The following is a 21,440-nucleotide window of genomic DNA, read 5'->3' on the forward strand; positions in this document are numbered from 1 at the left end:
CCTATGCCGAATATTTTCCTGGTCGAAGACGACAGCGCCCTGTCCGAGCTGATCGCCAGCTACCTGCAACGCAACGACTTCCATGTCCAGGTGATCGCCCGCGGCGATCACGTGCTGGACGAGTACCGCCGGCAAAAGCCCGACCTGGTCATCCTCGACCTGATGCTGCCGGGCATCGATGGCCTGCAGCTGTGCCGCCTGCTGCGCCAGGAGTCGCAGGGCCTGCCGATCCTGATGCTGACCGCCCGCGACGACAGCCACGACCAGGTCCTGGGCCTGGAAATGGGCGCCGACGACTACGTGACCAAACCCTGCGAGCCGCGTGTGCTGCTGGCCCGCGTGCGCACCCTGCTGCGCCGCAGCAGCGTCAACGAGCCGCGCCTGGACAACGACCTGATCCTGATCGGTGGCCTGCGCATCGACCTGGCCGAGCGCACCGTGAGCTGGCGCGGCGAAGAGGTGGAGCTGTCCAGCGGCGAGTACAACCTGCTGGTGGTACTGGCGCGCAATGCCGGCGAAGTGCTGAACCGCGACCGCATCCTGCAGCAACTGCGGGGTATCGAGTTCAACGGCACCGACCGCTCGGTGGACGTGGCCATCTCCAAGCTGCGGCGCAAGTTCGACGATAACGCCGGCGAAGCGCGCAAGATCAAGACCGTGTGGGGCAAGGGCTACCTGTTCAGCCGTGTCGAGTGGGAGTGCTGACCGCCCATGCTGAAGATTCTGGTGCGGCTGTACCTGGTGATCATCGTTGCCTATGCCGGTGCACTTTTGTTCATCCCGGACACCATCGTCGGCCTGTTCCAGGACCGCTTCATGGCCTACAACCTGGACCAGGCCAAGGGCGTGCAGTCGCTGATCGTGCGCCAGTTCCGCCAGGCCCCGCGCGAGCAGTGGCCAGCGGTGGAGCAAGAGCTGGCCAGTGATTTCGCGCCGCTGGAACTGCAACTGCTGCGCATGGACCAGGCCGAACTGAGCGAGGACGAGCAGGCGCGCCTGGAGCACGGCCTGTACGCCGTGCGCATCGCCGAATGGGGCTACTACGAGACGGTGCTGGCGCCGCTGGACAAGGAATGGCTGGTGCGCCTGCACTCACCGCCAGACCCACTGGATATCAACGTGCTGTCGTGGGGTGTGACCGTCCTGATCGGTGCAGCGATGCTCGGTTGCCTGTTGCTGTGGGTATGGCCGCACTGGCGCGACCTGGAGCGCCTCAAGGAAACCGCCCGGCGCCTGGGCCAGGGGCAGATGGCCGAGCGTACGCACATCTCGCCGCACTCCAACATCGGCGAACTGGCCGGGGTGTTCGACACCATGGCCAGTGACCTGGAGCGCCACGTCAACCAGCAGCGCGAGCTGCTCAATGCGGTGTCGCACGAGTTGCGCACGCCGTTGACCCGGCTGGACTTCGGCCTGGTGCTGCTGTTCGACGAAGTGCCGCCGGCCAGCCGCAAGCGCCTGCTGGAGCTGGTGGGGCATGTGCGTGAATTGGATGAGCTGGTGCTGGAGCTGTTGTCCTACAGCCGGCTGTACAACGCCGACCAGGCCCGCGAGCGGGTCGAGGTGTCGTTGCTGGAACTGGTCGACAGCGTGCTCGGCGGCTTTGCCGAGGAGCTCGATGGCCGGGGTATCCAGTGGGAGGTGCGGGCCGAGGGGGATCTGCCGCGTTTTGTGCTGGACCCACGGCTGACGGCACGGGCGGTGCAGAACCTGGTGCGCAATGCCATGCGTTACTGCGACGAAAGCCTGTTGCTGCGCTTGCGCCTGGAAGACGATGGCGCCTGCCTGGTGACGGTGGAGGATGACGGGATTGGTATTCCGGTGGAGGAGCGCGAGCGGATTTTCCAGCCGTTCTACCGCCTGGACCGTAGCCGTGACCGCAATACCGGCGGGTTTGGCCTGGGGTTGGCGATCAGCCGGCGGGCGATCGAGGGGCAGGGTGGCAGCTTGACCGTGGCGCAGTCGGCGCTGGGTGGTGCACAGTTCCGGATTCGCTTGCCTGCCGGGTGATGGGCTGCCTGTACCGGCCCTTTCGCGGGCTTGCCCGCTCCCACAGGGCATTCACAGGGTTCGAAGCCTGTGCGGTCCCTGTGGGAGCGGGCGAGCCCGCGAAGAGGCTGGGCCTGCTAATCACTTTCTGCCAGCCGGGCAGACCACAGCACAAAGCGGTCCTTGCCACTGTGCTTGGCCTCGTAAAGCGCCTGGTCGGCGCGCACCAGCGCCGTGGTCAGGCTGTCGCCCTGGTCCACCCGGGCCAGGCCGATGCTGACAGTCACCGGGTGCTCGCCAACGTCCTCGCGCACTCGTTGGCACAGCGCCGCCACCCGTTGCTCGGCGCCTTGCTGGTCCAGCCCCTGGAAAAAGATCGCGAATTCCTCGCCGCCCAGTCGGGCAAACTCGTAACCGGCCATGCTCGCCTTGATATGCAGGGCCACGCGCTTGAGTACTTCATCGCCCACGTCATGGCCGAAACGGTCATTCACCCGTTTGAAGTTGTCGATGTCGATCATCGCCAGGTACTGCTCGGCCGTGGCCAGGCGCAGTTGGCGGTCGGCCTGGGCCATGAACGAACGGCGGTTGGGGATTTCGGTCAGGGCATCGACATAGGCCTGGTCCAGCAGCACCTTGGACAGGTAGAAGTTGTGCAGCTTGGCCTTGCGCATCTGCAGGTAGCTGTAGATGACCAGGCCGCTGAGGAACACCGCGTAGCTGATCAGCATGGCGCCTTCGAGTTCGTCCGGCCCGATGCGGGTGTGGTAGAACGGGTTGAGCACCACCCAGGTGATGGCCATGGCGCAGAAGAACGACCAGCGCCGCACCGGTAGCACCGACACGGCATACAGCACGGTGGAGACCCCGAGCACCAGCCACACCGGGCGCAGGGCCACCGGGATGCCTTCGATCACCAGGCGCATGCCCAGGGTGATGGAGGCGATGAACAGCAGGTTGAGCACATCGAAATGATGGCTGCGACGGGTGAACCGCAGCACCACGGTGAGGGCGCCGAGCAGGGTGATGAACAGATAGGACAGCCAGGTGAAACCCTGGCCGCCGAGGAAGCTGACGATCAGGTCGAAGACCAGCCAGATCAGGATGCTGACGCAGAATACCAACAGGCAGAATGGGCGCATGGCCTCGAATTCGTGCTGGCGGAATTCGGCGCGCAGGGCGGCGGGGGCGACCTGTTTGCGAACGTGGGCTTCGATGGTTTTGAACATCGCTGGGCTCCTGAGAGTACTGCTTTACCAGGCCTGGCCCTTTCGCGGGTAAACCCGCTCGCACAGGCCTCCCACAGCAGTGGAAATCTGTGCGGTCCCTGTGGGAGCGGGTTTACCCGCGAAGAGGCCGGGCCTGGAGACTCAATTGGTGGGCAGAACACCCCGGGCCCATGGCCGGTAACGCAGGTCGAACACCGCCTCGGCATGGCACCCGGCGCCCAGCTTCGGCTGGGCAGGCTCAGCTCGAAACGCCTGGCCTGGCGCGCTCACCTGGCGGAACGCCTCGCGCACCACGCCCACCCGGCATGGCAAGGCCTGCTCGTAGCCCTGGCGCACCAACGCGGGCAAGCGCCCGGTCCCGGTGCCATCCTGCCACCACACAGTCAAGCCCAACCCGGCCAGTTGATCCAGCCATGCGGCATTGACCCGCGGTGAGAGTTTGCCGGCGCTGAAAGCGCTGATGTGCAATGGCTTGTCCAGTTGCCGGTTGAAGGCCTGCAACTGGGTGTGCAGGGCATCACGGCGCTCGGCCTCATGAAAATGATGGTCGTCCAGCTCCATGGGCAGGTACCAGCCGTCCACCGGCAACTGCCACGCCTGGCGCAGTTGCTGGTACTGGCTGAGCGAGCGCCCCAGCTGCGCCTTCCAGTAGCTATTCAGGCCTTCACCGTCCAGCTCGTCGATGCGCTGGTAATAGGCCGGGTCCATGTACAGCCCCAGCACCAGTTGCAGGCCCTGGGCACGCGCGCTGCGCAGGCTGTCGGCCAGCCAGCCTTGGGCACCGCCGAAATCGCTGTCGCCATAGGCGCTCCACTGCACGATCAGGGTCTTGCCGCCCTGGGCCACGGTGGCGTGCCACAGTTGCTGCCACTGGGCGGGGGTGACATTGGCGTCGCGGTTGAGGGGTTGGTAGAACAGGCGCTGGTCGGCGCTGGCTGGCAGGCACAGGGCAAGCAGGCAGAGGGCCAGGAACGTACGCATCAGAAGGTCATCTCCGCACCGACCAGCACGCCGTTGGCGCGCTCGTATAGATTGCCGCCCAGCGATTGCTGGTATTCGGCACGCACTTTCAGCGAACCGCGGTAGGCGTTGTAGCGGTCGTCATCGAACCACCATTGCCAGCGCACACCAACCCCGGCCCGGGCGTCCTGGCGCCAGTCGTTGCTCGGGTCCTGGCTGGAAAACTCGACAAAGCCATAGGGCATGATGGTTTGCGGCGAGCTGCCCGGCAGCTTCCAGGCGTGGCCCTGCTGGTAGCGCGACAGCCAGGCGTGGTCGCCGGCACGGGTCCACCAGGCGGCGTCGAGGTAGAGGAAGCGCTCGTTCCAGTCGTCTTCATCGACCCGCCAGTCGTTGCGCCAGTCGCCCTGGTCGAGGAACGAGGCGGTGGCACGCAACAGCAGGTCGTTGCTCGATTCGGCGTGGTGACGCAGGTCGCCCCAGTTGCCGCCGACCTTGGCCGGGCCCAGCAATTGGCCCAGGCTCAGGCCGCGGTAGTGCTCTTCGTCGATCTGACGCTGGTGGTACAGCTCGGCATACAGGTTGAGGTTGGCCTGGCCGAATGGCTTGTAGCGCAGGCCGACACCGGTGCCCATGCTTTGCGCGTAGTCGGTGCGGCTTTGCCCACCGAACAGTACCCGGCCATACACCGACAGGGTGCTGCCGTTGCGGCTGGGCTCTTCGCCCAGGGCGTGGTCCCACATGGCCAGCTGCACGTTCTGCGATTGCGCGCGGCGCGAAGTGCCGCTGCGCTGGCCATTGTCGAGGAACTTGTCGTTGGTCGAGGTGCCGGCCGGCGACCAGGTGCTGGCCAGGGTGATGGTGTCGCGCCGCGACAGGCTTTCGTGGGCGCGGCGCTGGCGGTACTTGCGGGCTTCCAGGCTGCCGTATTCGTCGTCGCCGTCGACCAGGTCCTGCTCCACATCGAGGATGCGGCGCAGTTCGCGGCGCGCCGAAGCGCTGTCTTCGGCTTCGTCGTAGCGCAAGGCCAGCGTCTCGCCAAGGCGGTAGTCCTCGGGGAAATCGTGGGTGGCGCGCTCCAGGTAGGGGATCGACTGGCGGCGCTGGGCCTTGTCCGTCGAGCTGGCCAGGCGCATGCCGTAGTCGGCGCGGTAGCGTGGCTGGTCGGGGGCCAGGCGCACGGCTTCGGCCAGCCAGGCGCTGCTCTGGGCACTGTCGCCAGCCAGTTGCGCAGTGCTGGAGGCAGCGTAGTAGTGGTCGGCCCGCGGGTTGTGTGCCAGGGCCTGGCGCTGGAAGCCCAGCGCGGCTTGGTAATCGCCTTGGCGCTGGGCGATGGCGGCACCCAGGGCCCAGTCGTCGGCGCTATCGTGCGCGGCGGCGTCCCAATAGCGCCGGGCCGCTTGTGCGTCGCCGGCGTTCAGCGCGCCACGGGCGGCGGTGAGGCGGGCGTTGTCGGTCCAGGCGCTGTCCGGCTGGGTGCGCCAGATGGGCAGGGCCGCTTCGGAGTCGCCAGCGGCTTCCAGGGCATAGGCCAGGGGCAAGCGGCTCCCGCTGTCGCCCAGGCGCTCGGCGGCCTGGTAGTAGACCACCGCTTCGCCGGGCTGGTCGGGCATGGCGCAGCGGCCCAGGGCGCGGTACTGGCCGGGCTCGCTCGGGGTGGCCGGTACGGCCTGGCGCACGGCATCGCACTGGCCAGCCTCGGCCAGGCGGCCGAGCAGCTGGGCCCGGGTACTGGCGTCGACCCGAGGGATCAGGCCGAGCATGCGGCGGCTGTCCAGCGGCCCGTCGTTGCGCGCATACAGGTTGCCCAGGCGCTGCAGCAGCGACGGTGCAAGGCGGCCCTGGTGGCGGTCGTAGGCCTGCTCCAGCAGTTGCCGGGCGTGTTCGCCATGGCCCTGTTGCATCAGCAGGAAGGTGGCTTGCTCCAGTGCGGCCATATCGCCGCTCTGCCGATAGCGTTGCTCCCATTCGGCGGCGGTGCGTGGTTGCGGGGGCTGGGGCGGGTCGCCGTACAGGCGCTGCTTGAGCACGGCATAGGCCCTGGGGTCGGTGCCGGCGGTGCAGCCCTTGAACTGCTCGCGCGCCAGCTCCGGGTCGCGGTGCGACAGCCAGTCGACGGTTTCCAGGCAGGGGCGTTGCAGTTCGTTGCTCAGGCGCTGTACCAGCGGCGCGTCGTCGCCTTCGCGGGCCAGCTCCCACAGTTGCTGGCGCTGCTCGGGCTGGTTCAGCTGCGCGGCGGGCAGTGCCTGCAGCCAATGCCGGGCCTGCTGGTTCTGGCCGACGGCGATGGCGCGGTTGGCCATCGCCAGGCGGGCCTGGTTGGCTGCTTCGGGGGAAGGGGCGCTGGGCAGCAGCGCGTTCAGCCCTTTTTCATCCACCTGCTGGATATAGGCATTGGCCAGGCGCTGCCAGTCTTGCGCAGGCAACTGGCCTTGGTCGGCCAACGGCTGCAGCTGTTCGATGGTTTCCTTCCAGTTGCGCAGTTGCTCGGCGAAGTTGGCCCGGGCCAGGCGCAGCACTTGGCCGTCCCCCTGAGGCGGCAGATGGTTGAGCCAGTCCAGCGCCTTGGCGGCACCACCGTATTTGGCCAGGCTCAGGCTATAGGCCTGCCACAGGCGCACCCGGTGGGTGCCGTCGCTGCTGGCCAGCCACTGTTCTACCTGGCTGGCCGGCGGCGGGTCTTGTTCGATCCAGGCCAGGCGCAGTTCAAGCAGGGCGTTGGCGTATTCGGGGCTGTCGCCCAACTGTTCGGCAAGGGCCTCGGCCTCCTTGTAGCGGCGCTGGTGAGCCAGTGCCTCGACCAGCAGCGCACGGGCTTCGTCGTTGTTCGGCACCCGGCCCAGCACGTGGCGGGTCAGGCGTTCGACCTCGGGCCAGTTGTCCTTCTTCGCTTCGCGGTAGCTGCGCTCCATGAACGGGTAGCTGGTGAACCGCTGAAAGTCGGTCATCGGCGCCGAAGCGGCGCAGGGCAGGGCGGCGGAGCACAGCAACAAGCCAGTGAAAGTGAGGGAAAAGCGCGGCTTCATGCCACCTCCCGGGTCAGGTCAAAAGCGGCCTGCTGTTCGCTGGCCTGTTCGATCAGGGCCTGCTGCAGCACCTGCTCGGTGATGATGCCGCGGGCAATCAGGTGCTCGCCGAGGCTCTGGTGTTCCGGGTCGAAGTCGATCAGCGCCTGGTTGAACAAAGTGACCGGGACCATGCCGCGCACCTGCAGCAAGGCGCCGAGCATCACCTGATGGTGGCTGACCTGTTCCAGCAGCACTTCGTCGTCCTGGTGGCGCTCGAGGATGGCCAGCATGTCGCGGGTTTCCGGCTTCTGCCAGGGGCTTGGGTAGTGGTAGCGCAGGCCCAGGGTCACCCGGCCCTGGGGCGCCAGGCGGGCGCTGACCGGGCGCTTCAGGTGGCGGCTGATTACCCCCAGCGATACCTGGCTGACCGGGCTTTCGCTGGCCAGCACCAGCGTGTCGCCGTCTTCGGCCACCGGCAGCACGCCATAGTGCGTCGCCAGCTTGCGCGGCAGTTTGGCGATCAGCTGCGGGTCGAGCTTGAACGGGTTGAGCGGTGCCCAGGGCAGGTCCATCTGCTCGGCCAGGGTGGCGACCAGCTGTTCGCTGTTCAGCCAGCCGCGCAACAGCAGCTCGCGGCCCAGGCGCCGGCGTACCGGGCTGGTGATCGCCTGTTGCAGCTGTTCGTCGCTGATCAGGCCCTTGGCCACCAGGCGTTGGCCCAGCGGCGTGCGGGCGGGGGCGGCGATGGCGGGGAATTCGTGGGTGGTCTTGTCCCAGGCCACGCGCCGCGAGTCACCCATTTCCATCACCTGGCGCAGGGCACGCAGGTTGGCGAAGAAGTTGACGAAGTTGCTCCACATCATCCGTGGTGCCGACAACAGCCCTTCGCCGATGCCATAGAAGCGGGTCACGAACCAGGCGCGCTGGAACAGGCGGTTGAACAGCATCAGCCCGTTCAGCCACAGCAAGGTGGTCAGCAGCCAGCTGTCGCTGAGGATCGACATGAAGCGCCACGACTCCGGCGCAATCACCGTGACCAGCCACATGGCCAGCAACACCAGCAGCAACAGGTTGACCAGGAAACTCAGCAGGTAGGCGAACAGGCCGCGGCGGTCACGCCAGAGGAAGTAGTTGAGCGCGCCCTTGCGGCTCCAGCCGAGGTTGCTGGTGCCCTGGAACACGATGCCGACGATCCACCGCGACTTCTGCCGGATGGCATGCTGCCAGTCGCGCGGGAAGTGCTCGCGCACGCAGATCACCTGGGCGAATTCGCGGCTCATGCCCGGGCGCCATTCCTGCTTCAGGGTCAGCGCCGGGTCGGTGATGGAGTAGCGGGCGAAAATGCACTTCATGCCCTTCTGCTTAAGGCGGAAGCCGATGTCGTAGTCTTCGGTGAGGCTCTGTACGTCGAAGGCGATGCCGTCGCCGTCCTCGAGCAGCGCACTGATGGCGCGGCGGCTGAAGCAGGTGCCGACCCCGGCGCTGGGCACCTGGCCGGTCAGGGCCTCGCGCACGATCACGTCCTTGCCGTGGTTTTCGGCGAACTCGTCGACATAGTGGCCGGCGGTGAAGCCTTTCCATTCCGGTGCGTAGGGGTACACCGGGATCTGGATCATGTCCTTGTTCGGTAGCAGGTAGTTGAACAGGCGCAGCTCCATGGGCGAGATCACGTCTTCGGCGTCGTGCAGGATAAAGCCGGCGAACTGGATGCCGGCGTCCTGCTGGAAGCGCAGCAGCGCGTCGATGATGTTGTTCAGGCAGTCGGCCTTGCTGGTGGGGCCGGGGCGAGCGCAGACCACCTTGTGCACGTTGGGATAGTGCAGGCACACCGCGTCGACGTCGGCCTGGGTTTGCGGGTCGTTGGGGTAGGTGCCGACGAAGATCTGGTAGTTCTCGTAGTCGATGGTCGAGGCTGCCAGGCGCGCCATCTCGCCGACCACGCCCACTTCGTTCCAGGCCGGGACCATGATCGCCAGGGGCTTTTCCGGTACCTCGAACAGGCGTTTTTCGTCGGCTTTTTCGTACTTGTCGTAGATGCGAAAGCGCCGGATCAGCTTGCGGCCCCAGTAGCAAAGGTCGATGAACAGGTCATCCAGGCCCAGCAGGAACATCAGCGTGGCCAGGACGATCGCGAGTATCTTCAGGCCGAACAGCACATAGGTGAGAAAATCGATGAATGCCAGGCTCATGTGCCGGTCACCGGCAGGAAGGGGTGGGCCATCGTCTATATCCTCGTTCGATTCCCTGGACGAAGTTGTACGACTTGTCGCCGTTTGTACTGGATAGATACAAGCAGCCGAACGCGGGGTTGTCCAAATTTTAGGCTTTTTCTTGTGGGCCACTTCTTGTAGCTTTACAGGTCGTTTACCCAGGGAGCTGAACATGCAAGGCAAGGCACGCAAGATCGTCCAGGCCATCCTTTACGAGGCCATCGCCGTCGCCTGCGTGGCGCCCGCGTTGGAGCTGGCGTTCGGTGCCGGCATGGCGCAGTCGACCGTGCTGTCGGTGCTGATGTCGGGCATCGCGATGAGCTGGAACATGGCCTACAACTGGGTGTTCGAACGCTGGGAAGCGCGCCAGCACCGGCGTGAGCGCACTTTCCTGCGGCGCCTGCTGCATGCGCTGGGCTTCGAGGGCGGGCTGGTGCTGATCCTGCTGCCGCTGGTGGCGTACTGGCTGGATGTCAGCCTGTGGGCGGCGTTGCTGACCAACCTGGCGTTGTTCGTGTTCTTCTTCGCTTACGCGTTTGTCTTCCAGTGGGGCTTCGACAAGGTGTTCGATGTGCCGCTTTCGGCGCAGCAGGCGAAGTGTTGACTTTGTGCCGCACTACCGGCTAAGTTCCTACCCCATGAATACTTTCCAGCACGTCAACGCCATTATTATTACCGCCATTATCAGCTTGGCGGGCTAGCGCGTACGTGCACCGAACCCGCCCTGGAGGCGGGTTTCTTCTCTCTGACTCCTGGGCAACGTGAACACAGCCAAGGAGTCATCGATGACCAGCTTCGTCAGCCCTCGTTCTACCTTCACCCCCCAGCAACTGCTGTCGGAGCAGGTGCGGCGCATTCTTGCCGCCCCGGTGTACGACCTGGCCATCGAAACGCCCTTGCAAGCTGCGCCTGCGTTGTCTGCCAGCCTGGGCAACCAGGTGTTGCTCAAGCGGGAAGACCTGCAGCCTACTTTCTCGTTCAAGATCCGCGGTGCGTACACCCGCCTGTCACGCCTGAGTACCGTGCAGCGCGAGCGCGGCGTGATCACCGCCTCCGCGGGCAACCATGCCCAAGGTGTGGCCATGGCGGCATCGCACCTGGGCATGAAGGCCACCATCGTCATGCCTACCACCACGCCGTCGCTGAAGGTGGAAGGGGTACGTTCGCGCGGTGGCCATGTAGTGCTGCACGGCGAGAGCTTCCCCCATGCCTTGGCCCATGCGCTGAAACTGGCCGACAGCGAAGGTGCCACCTTCGTGCCACCGTTCGACGACCCGGATGTGATCGCCGGGCAGGGCACTGTGGCCATGGAGATCCTGCGCCAGCGCCCGGGGGCGCTGGACGCCATCTTCGTGCCGGTGGGTGGCGGTGGGCTGATTGCTGGCATCGCCGCCTATGTGAAGTACCTGCGCCCTGATGTGAAGGTGATCGGCGTCGAGCCGGAGGACTCCAACTGCCTGCAGGCTGCCATGGCCGCTGGTGAGCGGGTGATCCTGCCGCAGGTCGGCACCTTCGCCGATGGTGTGGCGGTGGCGCAGATCGGCGCCCATTGCTTCGAGCTGTGCCGGCACTTCGTTGACGAAGTGGTGACGGTGAGCAGCGACGAGCTGTGCGCGGCGATCAAGGACATCTATGACGATACCCGCTCGATCACCGAACCGTCCGGGGCCCTGGCCGTGGCCGGGATCAAGAAGTACGTGGCGCGCGAGGGCGTGCAGGGGCAGACCCTGGTGGCGATCGATTCCGGGGCCAACGTCAATTTCGACCGCCTGCGCCATGTGGCCGAGCGTGCCGAACTGGGCGAGCAGCGCGAGGCGATCATCGCTGTCACCATTCCGGAACAGCCGGGCAGCTTCCGCGCCTTTTGCCAGGCACTGGGCAAGCGGCAGATCACCGAGTTCAACTACCGCTATTACCCCGGCAAGGAGGCGCGGCTGTTCGTGGGTGTGCAGACACACCCGCTGCACGACCCGCGCGAGCAATTGCTGGCCAGCCTGCGCGAGCAGGGCTACAGCGTACTGGACCTGACCGACAACGAACTGGCCAAGCTGCATGTGCGCCATACCGTTGGCGGCCATGCCGCGCCCGGCGCTGACGAGCGGGTGCTGCGCTTCGAATTCCCCGAGCGCCCGGGGGCCTTGCTGGGCTTTCTGGAGCGGCTTGGCAAGCGCTGGAACATCAGTCTGTTCCATTACCGCAACCATGGTGCGGCGGAGGCACGGGTATTTGCGGCGCTGGAAGTACCGGGGGATGAGTTGGCGGGGTTGCCGTTGGCGCTGGATGAGATGGGGTACCGGTACTGGGATGAGACCGACAACCCGGCGTACAAGCTGTTCCTGGGTTGATACGTAAACCTCATGCAGCCTGTACGGGCCTCTTCGCGGGCACGCCCGCTCCCACAGGGACAGCGCATGGCTTGAGGTTGATGCGGTCAAGGTGGGAGCTGGCTTGCCGGCGATGGGCCGCAGAGCGGCCTCAGGATTTCAGTGCTAGTGCATGAATTGCAGGGGCTGCTTTGCAGCCCATCGCGACACAAGGCCGCTCCTACAAGTTTTGTGTGTGCCGGGAGATGGGCTCAGCGCTCACGCATGAAGAAGCCGGCAACGAATTTGCGGAAGGTTTCCAGGCTCTTGAAGTCGGCGTAGCGCTTGAAGTTCTCGGTATCCGGTTCGGGGCCGATTGGCTGCTCCAGCAACGATACCGACAACACCCGGTCCTGGTCCGAAGTCATTACCAGTTCATCCATCACCTGGCCGCCGATCACCGGGCGGCGCATCTGTACTTTCACACCTTTGCCGGCCATCCAGTCGACCAGCGATACCAGGGCCTTGAGCGGCTCGCGTTCTTCGTCGCGATACACCGGGAACAGGTGGGCGCGGGACAGCACCGGTACGCTGGCAACATGGATCAGCTCGTAGAAATGGCTGCCGGCACTGGTCGGCGAGTACAGCGCCAAGGCCAGCAACGGCCCGGCGGTGCGGTTGCCGCCCCAGTACAGGTGGTGGCCCTGGAAGTCGAAGCCGTCTTCACTGCGGTTGTTGAACAGCTTGCGCCCTTTGATCTGGTCCACGCAGTCCAGCAGCAGGCCGTGGCGGCGGTGGTTGCCGAACACCGTGGCTTCGCGCAGGCGGGACTTGAGCATCATCATGTGCTTCATGTCCAGGCGGGTTTCCAGGTAGTTGCTGGCGGGCACCCGTTCCAGCAGCGGATAGCGGCTGGCAACGCTGCGCAACTCGGCAAACTGCCCGGTAAGGTCCTTTTTCAGGTGCGTGGCATACAGGTTCAGGCCGCTGGTCTCGATCCAGGTCAGCAGCAGTGACAGCAGGCGCTGTTGGTCGCGCCGCTCGCTGCCGTCGCCGCCGGCACCGGCGGTGCCGCTGCGAAAATCGCCGATCAGGCGCAACGGTGTGTCGGGCGGCAGCCAGGCAGCGGGTGGCGCGGGGTCGTTCTCGCGTTCGGCCGCTTCCCGCTCGTCCTTGGTGAACGGGCAGCCGGGCGCGTGTTCGGCGGTACCCGGGTTGTTCTTGAGAAACAGCGTACCGGTGCTGCCGTTGAGGGTGACATTGAGTACCGGCAAGGCATCGTTGCGGCAGTCGCAGGCCAGCCACTGGTTGGCGTTGCGCACCTTCATCAGCAACTGGTTGGCCTGCAGCAGGCGCGGGCCGGCGAGGCTGCCGGTGGCAAAGCCGACCAGCAGCTCCTCTTCTGCAGGGGTCAGGCTACGGACCTGTGCGGCGGTTTTGTCGATGATTCGCATGAAGCAGCTCCCAGCTACGAGCCCCAAGCTTCAAGCAAAGTCGCGCCGCTTTCAACTTACCGCTCAGTTGCCACCGAACATCTTCGCCGCGCGGGCGCGAATTTCGTCGGGGGTCAGGTCCTCCTTGTGGGTGGAAACGAACCAGATGTTGCCGAACGGGTCTTTCAGGGTGCCGCTGCGGTCACCGTAGAACTGGTCGGTCAAGGGATGCAACTGGGTGCCGCCGGCGGCCAGGGCCTGGGCGTAGACCTTGTCGCAGTCTTCGACATACAGGTGCAGGCCCACGCCTGTGCCGCTGAGCTTCTGGCTGGCGGTGAGGCCGCCTTCCATGTCGCAGGGGTCGCCCAGCATCAGCGACGAATCACCGATTTTCAGCTCGGCATGGCCAACGCGGCCGCCAGGGGCATCGAGGCGGAACATTTCCACCGCGCCAAAGGCCTTCTTGTAGAACTCGATGGCCTTGGCGGCGTCATTGATGGCCAGGTAGGGCGTGATGCTGTGCTGGCCTTCGGGAATGGGTTTGGCTGCCATGTTCGACTCTCCTTGGAAGTGGGCGCCGGTTGGCGCCCCTGTTGCTTAGAGTCGTTTGCGCGGATGGAAAATCGACAGGGGTGATAGACCGATTCTCTATAAGCGCGGCGGTCAGAAGATGTAGTCGGTGGTCAGGAAACTCGACTGCCGGTTGCGAATGATCTCGCTGATCAGTTCCTTGTTGGCCTCCTGGAAGCGCGTTGCGACCAAGGTGCGGATCGAGAACACACGCAGGGCGTCATGTACCGACAGGGTGCCTTCGGCGCTGTTCTTGCGGCCGTTGAACGGGTAGGTGTCGGGGCCGCGCTGGCATTGCGCGTTGATGTTGATGCGCCCGACCTGGTTGGCGAAGATGTCGACCAGGCTGCCGATGGTCGCCGGGTCATTGCCGAACAGGCTCAGTTGTTGGCCGTAGTCGGAGTCCAGCACATAGTCGATCACCGTCTGCAGGTCGCGGTAGGGCACTACCGGCACCAGCGGGCCGAACTGCTCCTCGTGGTACACGCGCATGTCGCTCTTCACCGGGTACAGCACGGCCGGGTAGAAGAACGAGCCACGGCTGTGCCCACCACCTTCGTTGAGCACGCGTGCGCCCTTGGCGGTGGCATCGGCGACCAGGCCGTCGAGGTAGTCGACCTTGCCGGGCTCGGGCAGCGGCGTCAGCGCAACGCCTGGCTCCCAAGGCATGCCGGGCTTGAGCGCGGCCAGCTTGCGCTGGAACTTGTCGAGGAAGGCATCGACCACGTCCTCGTGGACGAACAGGATCTTCAGTGCTGTGCAGCGTTGGCCATTGAACGACAGCGCACCGGTGACTGCTTCTTCGACGGCGTTGTCGAGGTCCACCTGGGGCAGCACGATGCCCGGGTTCTTGGCATCCAGCCCCAGCGCGGCGCGCAGCCGGTGCGGGCGCGGGTGCAGCTTCTTCAGGTCGCTGGCGGCCTTGTGCGTGCCGATGAAGGCGAACACATCGACCTTGCCGCTGGCCATCAGCGCGCTCACCGTTTCCCGGCCACGGCCGTAGATGACGTTGATCACCCCTGGCGGGAAGCTGTCACGGAAGGCTTCTAGCAACGGCCGAATCAGCAGCACGCCGAACTTGGCCGGCTTGAACACCACGGTGTTGCCCATGATCAGCGCCGGGATCAGCGTGGTGAAGGTTTCGTTCAGCGGGTAGTTGTATGGCCCCATGCACAGGGCCACGCCCAGTGGTGCACGGCGGATCTGGCCTAGCGTGCCCTGTTCCAGCTCGAAGCGGCTGGAACGGCGGTCGAGGTCCTTGAGGGCGTTGATGGTGTCGACGATGTAGTCGCAGGTGCGGTCGAATTCCTTTTCCGAATCCTTGAGGTTCTTGCCGATCTCCCACATCAGCAGCTTGACCACGGCCTGGCGCTGTTCACGCATGCGTGCCAGGAAGGTCTCGACGTGCTGGATGCGCTCGGCCACGCGCATGTTCGGCCAGGCGCCACGGCCTTTGTCGTAGGCCTGCACGGCGGCATCGAGGGCGGTGAGCGCGGTGTCGGCATCGAGCAGTGGGGCGCTGCCCAGCACCACCTGATGCTCATCGTTGCCTTCCTTGAGCCAGACCGGGCTGCGCACCGTGGCCAGGGGGCCGTCCCAGCGCCTGAGCTCGCCGTTCACCAGATAGTCGCGTTGTTCCAGGGGGGCTTCCAGGCGCCAGGTTTCCGGGATGTTCTCGGCGCTGGGGAAGAGTGAATCGAGCAGTCGGTCCATGGGTACTGCACCTCACATTGCTGGGCGGGTTTCAAGCCGGGTGAATCGCTTCAGCTGCGAGCATGCACCGGCCACCGGAAAAACACCAGTCTGGCTTAACATGGCGGCAAATGCCTGCCTGTTGTGCAGGCAGGCACCCGGGGGCGGTCAAAGCGGGAGGTTGAACAGGTCGTACGGTGGGTGCGTCAACCATTGCTGACGCAGGGCGGGGTCTGCCTCGATCAGGGCCAGGCGCCGCCAGAACTCTGCACGGGCTTGCCTTGGGTGGGACAAAAACGGTTCAAGCTCAAGCAAGGGCCTGAGGTCGCGCCGATATTGCAGCGGCAAGCGCTGCCACAGGGCCAGTTCTGCCGGGCCGGTCTGTTCGAAGAATTCCTGATAGTCGCTTGCGCATACCATCAGGTCCACCTGATGCGCAGCGTTGTAAGCTTCGATCTGTGCAACCACGGGGGCGCCCAGCCATTCGCTTTCCAGGCGCAGCGCCTCTGCGACTGGCCTTGGCACGGTGAAACCGTCTGGCAGCCGCAGCAACTGGTTGTCGGCAATATCCACGATGATGGGCTCGATCATCTGGTCCAGGCCTTGCGGCAATTCGCTGAGCGCACAGTCGTTCAGGAACAGCGTCCTCAGGTAGGCCAGGCCGCGCAGGTCCAGGGCCTGCAGCAGTGGGTTGCCCGAAAGGTCCAGTACTACAAGCCCGGAGCAGCGGTTCAGTGCCTGCTGAGCCTGGCTACTCCAGGTAATGCGGTTGCCCTCCAGATCCAGCCAGGCGAGGTGCTCAGGGTTACCCAGGCGGGGCACGGTGTCGAACCGGCAGTCGGCCAGCAGCAGGCGATTGAGGTTGGGGAAGCGCTCGTAGAACTCGGCCGGCAACTGGCTGAGCGAACGGTTGTAGCTGAGTGACAGGTGCTGCACATGGGTGAAGTCGTCTGGCAAGGCCAGGCTGGCCAAGTCCTGGTTGTCCAGCTCCAGGCCGGAAAGGTCCAGGCTGTGCAGGCTGCCACCCCCTTCAAGCGCTACGGTCGACAGCCGCCGCCAGGCGTTGAGGATGGGGCGGATGGCCAGGTGCCGCTGGTGCGGGCGCTGCGGATCGGGCCGGGCCCATTCATGCAGGTCGCGGCGCAAAGTATCCAGACGCTGCTGCAGGTCGTGCAGCCGCTGTGTGGGTGAGCGAATGTCATCGACGTACGGGTTGTCCTCGTCGTTGCCGAGCCAGTTTTCGAATTCCCAGTCGGTGGCGTCGGGGAACAAGCGCCGATAGGCCCCGGCCAGCGAGCCTGCCAGGCGCGGCTGAGGCGGTTCGGGGTCAAGCGGCCGACCGCCGCGCAAGCCGCCAATGGGCTTGCGCAGCAGCGCGCGGTGCCCCCAGAGGCGTTGGGCGAGTGTCTGTCTGTGCAGGTCGACCCAACCCAGTACGCGCTGGCGTAGCGAGCTGCCATCGGCCGTCGGGATACCCAGCGTATCGCGATGCGAGCGTGGCAGTGCCTGCTCTATGGCACGGCAGAGGTCCGGATCAAGTGGTCCAGGTGCAGGGCGCTCGCCCCGGTCGACCTCATAGCCTTCGGCCGTTTTGATCACACGGCGCAGGGTGCTGGCCTGTTCGCTGCCGACCTGCTCCAGCAAAGGGCCTTGGGGGCTTGCGCCATGCAGCTCCAGGCGCAGGTCCGCAGGCCAGTCGGGCATGGCATCCAGGGCGCTGAACAGCAGGCGTTCGCTGTCGCTGCTGGCCCGGGCTGGCTGAAGCACGCCCTCCAGGGCGCGTATCAGGGGCAGCTCGCTGTGCACCTGTTCCAGTGCCTGGCGAACCTGAATGGGTAGCTGTCCCTGTTGTTGCCAGGCGAGCGATTCAGCCTCGCCTAGCGGTGTCAGCACACGCGTGGCCAGGGCAGGGGAAAGCCGCGGATAGGCAGCGAGCAGTTTCTGCGTTGACGGGGTGGTGGGCGTGCTGCCGTTGTAGAGGCGCTCGAACAGGCCCGGTGGGGCCCTGTCGGCCAACGCCTCTACCTCGGCCTGTGCCGCCATGCGTTGCAGGGCATCGAGCAACAGCGGGGGCGTTGCTCGGCCCTCCAGGTGCACCCGGCGCAACTGCGCGGCGTCGATGCCGCAGAGGCGGCCGGCTTGCGTCAGCTGCTCTGGCGTGAAAGCGGCATATGCAGGGCCGAGGCGGCGCGCCAGCTTCGCGAATGGCCACTGGCCGGGCTGTTCATGCTGGCCGCGCCAGGCACCTTGGGCATTGTGCGTCAGCGGTGGCTGCCAGGCGTCGGGCGTGTCGGGGTGAATGACCCGCCATTGCTGCAGGTCGTGATCGAAGCGTTGTTCGAAGAGCTGGCCGTCCATGCGGATGAAATATCGGCCCTGATACAGGTACTGGCCAAGTGCATTGGGCTGCAGGGTTTCGGGCAGTGTCACGGCACTGCGGTAGGGGGTGAGGTCTTCATTCCAGAGCCGGTAGCGCCCGTCGTCGCCGCGTACTTGCTGCAGGCTTTCCATCAACGGGCTGTTGAACAGCTTGGGCACGACCTTGCCCGCTGCCACGAACCCTCCGATCAGGGCCAGGTTCAGGCCGACTGCCTCCAGGTGGCGCAGCGCCAGGTGGCGGTCGCCTTCATGCCAGGCCTGGTAGCCCTCGAATGCCTCGCCGAGCAGTTGGCAGGCAGTCACGGCCAGCATCAGGGTGCCTGCACCCGGAACGAAGAACGCGGCAATACCGAGTGCATCCAGGCCAAGGCTTTCCCATTCCTCCAGGCGCCTGGTTCGCGCGTTGGCATCGGCCATTGCTGTCGGGACCGCCAGCAGGCTGGCTTCGTGCTTGAGGCGGGCCAGGTGCAGGTCCTGGTAGTGGCCGAAAGGCTCGGCCGTGATGGCCACGCGTGTGGGGCGCAGGTCCGCTTGCACTGCGCGCTGCCAAGGGCGGTCAAAGGCCGTGTTGCCTGTGGCGTCGAGGTTCTGCTGCAACAGGTCGAGAAAGTGCGTGCGTTGGTCCTGCCTGATGTACGCCGTGAAGGCTTGGCGGGCATCGGGCTCCAGCAGCAAGGTCGCCAGCGTGTCGTGTACCGCGTCCAGGTTGCTGCATTGACGCAGGGCCGGGTCATGGCCGGGCAGATATAACGCCAGCCCCGCACCGCCGGCATCGATCAGCATGACCTCGTGCAGGGGCGTGCCGAACAGCGCCAGTTGCCAGCACCTCACGGCGCTACCCAGCAACAACTGTTCGACCTGATCGCGCGTGCTGCCGTCAAGCAGGTGCCGCAGATAGGCAAGGTCGGCCGCCAGGCGCAGGCGATCTTTCTGTACCCTGATGGCCAAGGCTCGGGTAGCGGGCTGGGCAAGGTGCTGTTCCAGGTGGGCCTGGTAAGCCTCACCCAGGTCCAGGTCACGGCACTGTGTGGCGAAAGCGGCCGGCTCAAGTGGCAGCCGTTCCACCTGATAGTGCTCCGACTGCAATGGAAAGTGCGCGACGGGTGATTGCATGCCGAAGGGGGCGGAGCCTTGTACCAGAATCGGCGTGACCTGAATGTTGTCACCCAGGGCAATGGCACTTTCAGCGGTGAACACCTCGTCGCTGGCGAAGTTCTGCAGGGCGGCCTGTAGCAGGTTGTCGCGGCGATGGCGGTAAAGATAGCGCAGGGCGGCCCAGTGCCAGTTGCGATCGACCCGCAGCAGTTGGCTAGTGCGCAGCGGCGCGTGAAAGCCTTGTTCGGCAAGACGCCGTTGCAGCAATGGCTCGGCGAATTCAGTGATCTGTTTCAGGCCTTTGAGCGAGCTGGCCAAGGCTGCTTGCGCCTGCATCAGGCGCGCCTGGCTGGCATGCACTGTGTCACGCAGGTCGGGGGCAGCATTGGCGAACCAGTCCTGCGCCTTCCACGGGGCGATCTGGGTTCGCTTCAACGCGGCCCATTGATTGGGCGTTACCTGGCGTGCCCAGTGCGGCAGCTGCGCCTCGAGCAAGGGTTGATGAGGGTTGATGGCTGGCATGTCGATGCTCCTTTCATGCGAAGAGGGGGCATCAAACGGTATTTATCGATGGCCAAGTGGTAATGGGATAACGCGGGTTGGATATATGGCCTGCGGTTGCCTGCTGATTCCGTGACAAGCGTGTAGTATCCAGGCGCATGGCAGCGGCGAGCGGGGTGAGGGATGATCGAAGTATCACGGTTCTGGCGCGACCCGGCGTTGCCCTTCGTCGAAGCCCGGCGGGTAGGGGACGGGCGCCAGGTGTGCTACGCCGCGCATTCCCACGAAAGCTTTTCCATCGGGGTGATCACGGGTGGGCGCAGCACCTACCTGTACGGTGACCAGTGCATCGAGGTGGCGGCTGGTGCCACGGTATTGATGAACCCAGGCGTGGTGCACGCCTGCAACCCCATCGCCGGGGAGCCATGGTCCTACCTGATGTTGTTCGTCGACATGCCCTGGTTGCAGGCGCTGGGGTTTGCCTTGCCGTCCCAGGCCTGGAGTAGCTCGCCGGTATTGTACCGGTGCCTGCTGCAGGCCTTTGCCGACCTGTTCGATGCCAGCGTGCCGGACCGCGAAGGCCGCCTGGCGGCACTGTTTGGCGCACTGCCGGGCATGCTTGGCGGTAATGCCAGCGTGAACGACGAGGGCAACCCGCGACTGGACGCGGCGGCAGCGTTCATACGCGCCCATCGGGGCGACCCGCTGAGCCTGGACGACATTTGCGCGGCCTGCGGCCTGTCGCGTTCCTACCTGATTCGCGCGTTCCGCCAACGCTTCGGCCTGACGCCGCATGGCTACCTGCTCGACCAGCGCGTGCAGCTGGCCAGGGCGCAACTGCGCCAGGGCCGGGCAATCGCCGAAGTTGCGCAGGAGGCCGGGTTTGCCGACCAGGCGCACCTGCAGCGGGCCTTCAAGCAGCACTTGGCAGCGACGCCGGGGCATTACCGCAATACATTCGGCTGAATTGCCATTTTGGCTGTGATGGCCCTATCGCCGGCAAGCCAGCTCCTACAGGTACTGCGTTGCTCTCGAGGTTGTCGCTGTACCTGTGGGAGCGGCCTTGTGTCGCGAAAGGGCCGCAACGCGGCCCCAGGATTGATGCGCAGTAGTTGAAATTGCTGGGGCTGCTTTGCAGCCCTTTCGCGACACAAGGCCGCTCCCACAGGGGATTGCGCCAACTTTTAGAATTTAAGCAAGACAGTTGTTCCCACAGGTACTGCGCAGGTCTTGAGGGCAGCGATAGGGCTGGTGCAGCTAGCCTTGAATGACCAGATAAACCGCGCTGCCCACTAGCAGCACCGCCAAGCCCCGATTCAGCAGGCGCATGTGCCGTGGGTTGCCCAGGTACTGGCGAACCACGCTCCCGGCCCACGCCCAGCTGGCCACCGAAATGAAACAGATCGGCCCGTAGATCCAGGCAAACAGCCACAGCAACTGCTGCTCGCCGCCGGTGTAGGCGCCAACCCCGGCCACCGCTGCCAGCCATGCCTTGGGGTTGAGCCATTGCATCGCCGCGCCGTGCCAGGCCGAGGGGGCTTGGGCGGGATGGGCATTGCCCAACTGCCCATCGTCGCTGGCCAGCTTCCATGCCATGTACAGCAGGAACGCCACGCCGCCCCAGTGCAACAGCAGGCCCAGCAAAGGCCAGCGCAGCAACAACTGATGCAGGCCCAGGCCGACCAGCACCAGCAACAGGCAGAAGCCCAGCGTGGCGCCAGCCACATGCGCCAGGCTGGCACGCAGGCCATGACGGGCACCGCTGCCCAGCGCAACGATGTTGACCGGGCCGGGGGAGATCGAGGCCGCCAGTGCGAAAGCGGCCATGGACAGGGACAGGCTCATGAGGGGGATCCGTTTGGTTGAGGGTGGCTTCCATGCTCGGGCATCGACAGCCTGCGGTATTGAAGAAAAGTACCCCACGCCCGGCCAGCGCATTTTTGTGTAGGAGCGGCCTTGTGTCGCGATCGGGCCGCACAGCGGCCCCCGGGTTTCAGCAGCGCTGCATCATTAGCTGGGGCCGCTGTGCGGCCCGATCGCGACACAAGGCCGCTCCTACAAGGTTGTTACA

At 65.3% G+C, this 21,440-nt stretch carries 14 protein-coding genes; 5 read left to right on the forward strand and 9 right to left on the reverse strand.

What is annotated here, in order from left to right:
* The first annotated feature begins 3 nt into the window (after positions 1-3).
* On the forward strand, positions 4-705 hold the full coding sequence (locus tag CAG44_RS15730; RefSeq protein ID WP_003259958.1) for a response regulator transcription factor: 702 nt from the start codon (positions 4-6) through the stop codon (positions 703-705).
* Positions 706-711: 6 nt separating this feature from the next.
* On the forward strand, positions 712-2,010 hold the full coding sequence (locus CAG44_RS15735; RefSeq protein ID WP_085692479.1) for an ATP-binding protein: 1,299 nt from the start codon (positions 712-714) through the stop codon (positions 2,008-2,010).
* Between the two features lie 116 nt (positions 2,011-2,126).
* On the opposite strand, the gene CAG44_RS15745 is transcribed toward CAG44_RS15735, so the two are convergent.
* The 4 genes from CAG44_RS15745 to nrfB all read right to left on the reverse strand — a co-directional run bounded on the left by CAG44_RS15745 (position 2,127) and on the right by nrfB (position 9,375).
* On the reverse strand, positions 2,127-3,218 hold the full coding sequence (locus CAG44_RS15745) for a diguanylate cyclase (protein ID WP_025339346.1): 1,092 nt from the start codon (positions 3,216-3,218) through the stop codon (positions 2,127-2,129).
* A 141-nt stretch (positions 3,219-3,359) separates the two neighbouring features.
* Complete coding sequence (locus CAG44_RS15750) at positions 3,360-4,199, reverse strand: DUF4434 family protein (RefSeq protein ID WP_085692480.1); 840 nt, start codon at positions 4,197-4,199, stop codon at positions 3,360-3,362.
* The gene (locus CAG44_RS15755) at positions 4,199-7,204 is read right to left on the reverse strand and encodes a phage receptor (protein WP_085692481.1); all 3,006 of its coding nucleotides are present in this window, start codon (positions 7,202-7,204) and stop codon (positions 4,199-4,201) included. The genes CAG44_RS15750 and CAG44_RS15755 overlap by 1 nt, the downstream gene beginning before the upstream one ends.
* Positions 7,201-9,375 (reverse strand): cyclic di-3',5'-guanylate-activated glycosyltransferase NrfB, encoded by a 2,175-nt coding sequence (gene nrfB / locus CAG44_RS15760; RefSeq protein ID WP_085692482.1) that lies wholly within the window; start codon positions 9,373-9,375, stop codon positions 7,201-7,203. The genes CAG44_RS15755 and nrfB overlap by 4 nt, the downstream gene beginning before the upstream one ends.
* A gap of 193 nt (positions 9,376-9,568) precedes the next feature.
* Here nrfB and CAG44_RS15765 point away from each other — a divergent pair, with 193 nt between their 5' ends.
* The gene (locus CAG44_RS15765; protein WP_025339342.1) at positions 9,569-10,000 is read left to right on the forward strand and encodes a PACE efflux transporter; all 432 of its coding nucleotides are present in this window, start codon (positions 9,569-9,571) and stop codon (positions 9,998-10,000) included.
* Positions 10,001-10,181: 181 nt separating this feature from the next.
* Positions 10,182-11,741 (forward strand): threonine ammonia-lyase, biosynthetic, encoded by a 1,560-nt coding sequence (ilvA, locus tag CAG44_RS15770; RefSeq protein WP_085692483.1) that lies wholly within the window; start codon positions 10,182-10,184, stop codon positions 11,739-11,741.
* Positions 11,742-11,971: 230 nt separating this feature from the next.
* On the opposite strand, the gene CAG44_RS15775 is transcribed toward ilvA, so the two are convergent.
* From CAG44_RS15775 to CAG44_RS15795, 4 genes are all read right to left on the reverse strand, one after another.
* Complete coding sequence (locus CAG44_RS15775) at positions 11,972-13,153, reverse strand: hypothetical protein (protein WP_085588495.1); 1,182 nt, start codon at positions 13,151-13,153, stop codon at positions 11,972-11,974.
* Between the two features lie 63 nt (positions 13,154-13,216).
* The gene (locus CAG44_RS15780; protein WP_025339339.1) at positions 13,217-13,684 is read right to left on the reverse strand and encodes a VOC family protein; all 468 of its coding nucleotides are present in this window, start codon (positions 13,682-13,684) and stop codon (positions 13,217-13,219) included.
* 111 nt (positions 13,685-13,795) lie between these two features.
* On the reverse strand, positions 13,796-15,415 hold the full coding sequence (locus CAG44_RS15785) for an NADP-dependent glyceraldehyde-3-phosphate dehydrogenase (RefSeq protein WP_025339338.1): 1,620 nt from the start codon (positions 15,413-15,415) through the stop codon (positions 13,796-13,798).
* 147 nt (positions 15,416-15,562) lie between these two features.
* Positions 15,563-19,390 (reverse strand): leucine-rich repeat domain-containing protein, encoded by a 3,828-nt coding sequence (locus tag CAG44_RS15795; RefSeq protein ID WP_085692485.1) that lies wholly within the window; start codon positions 19,388-19,390, stop codon positions 15,563-15,565.
* 162 nt (positions 19,391-19,552) lie between these two features.
* On the opposite strand from CAG44_RS15795, the gene CAG44_RS15800 reads away from it, so the two are divergent.
* Positions 19,553-20,335: an AraC family transcriptional regulator gene (locus CAG44_RS15800; RefSeq protein WP_085692486.1), complete on the forward strand. Its 783-nt coding sequence runs from the start codon at positions 19,553-19,555 to the stop codon at positions 20,333-20,335.
* A gap of 291 nt (positions 20,336-20,626) precedes the next feature.
* Here the strand turns inward: CAG44_RS15800 and CAG44_RS15805 are convergent, their stop codons facing one another.
* Entirely contained in the window at positions 20,627-21,214 is a 588-nt protein-coding gene (locus tag CAG44_RS15805) for a LysE family translocator (protein WP_085615474.1), read from the reverse strand.
* Between the last annotated feature and the right edge of the window lie 226 nt (positions 21,215-21,440).

The organism is Pseudomonas sp. B13(2017) (assembly GCF_002113245.1).
Taxonomy (GTDB): Bacteria; Pseudomonadota; Gammaproteobacteria; order Pseudomonadales; family Pseudomonadaceae; genus Aquipseudomonas; species Aquipseudomonas putida_Z.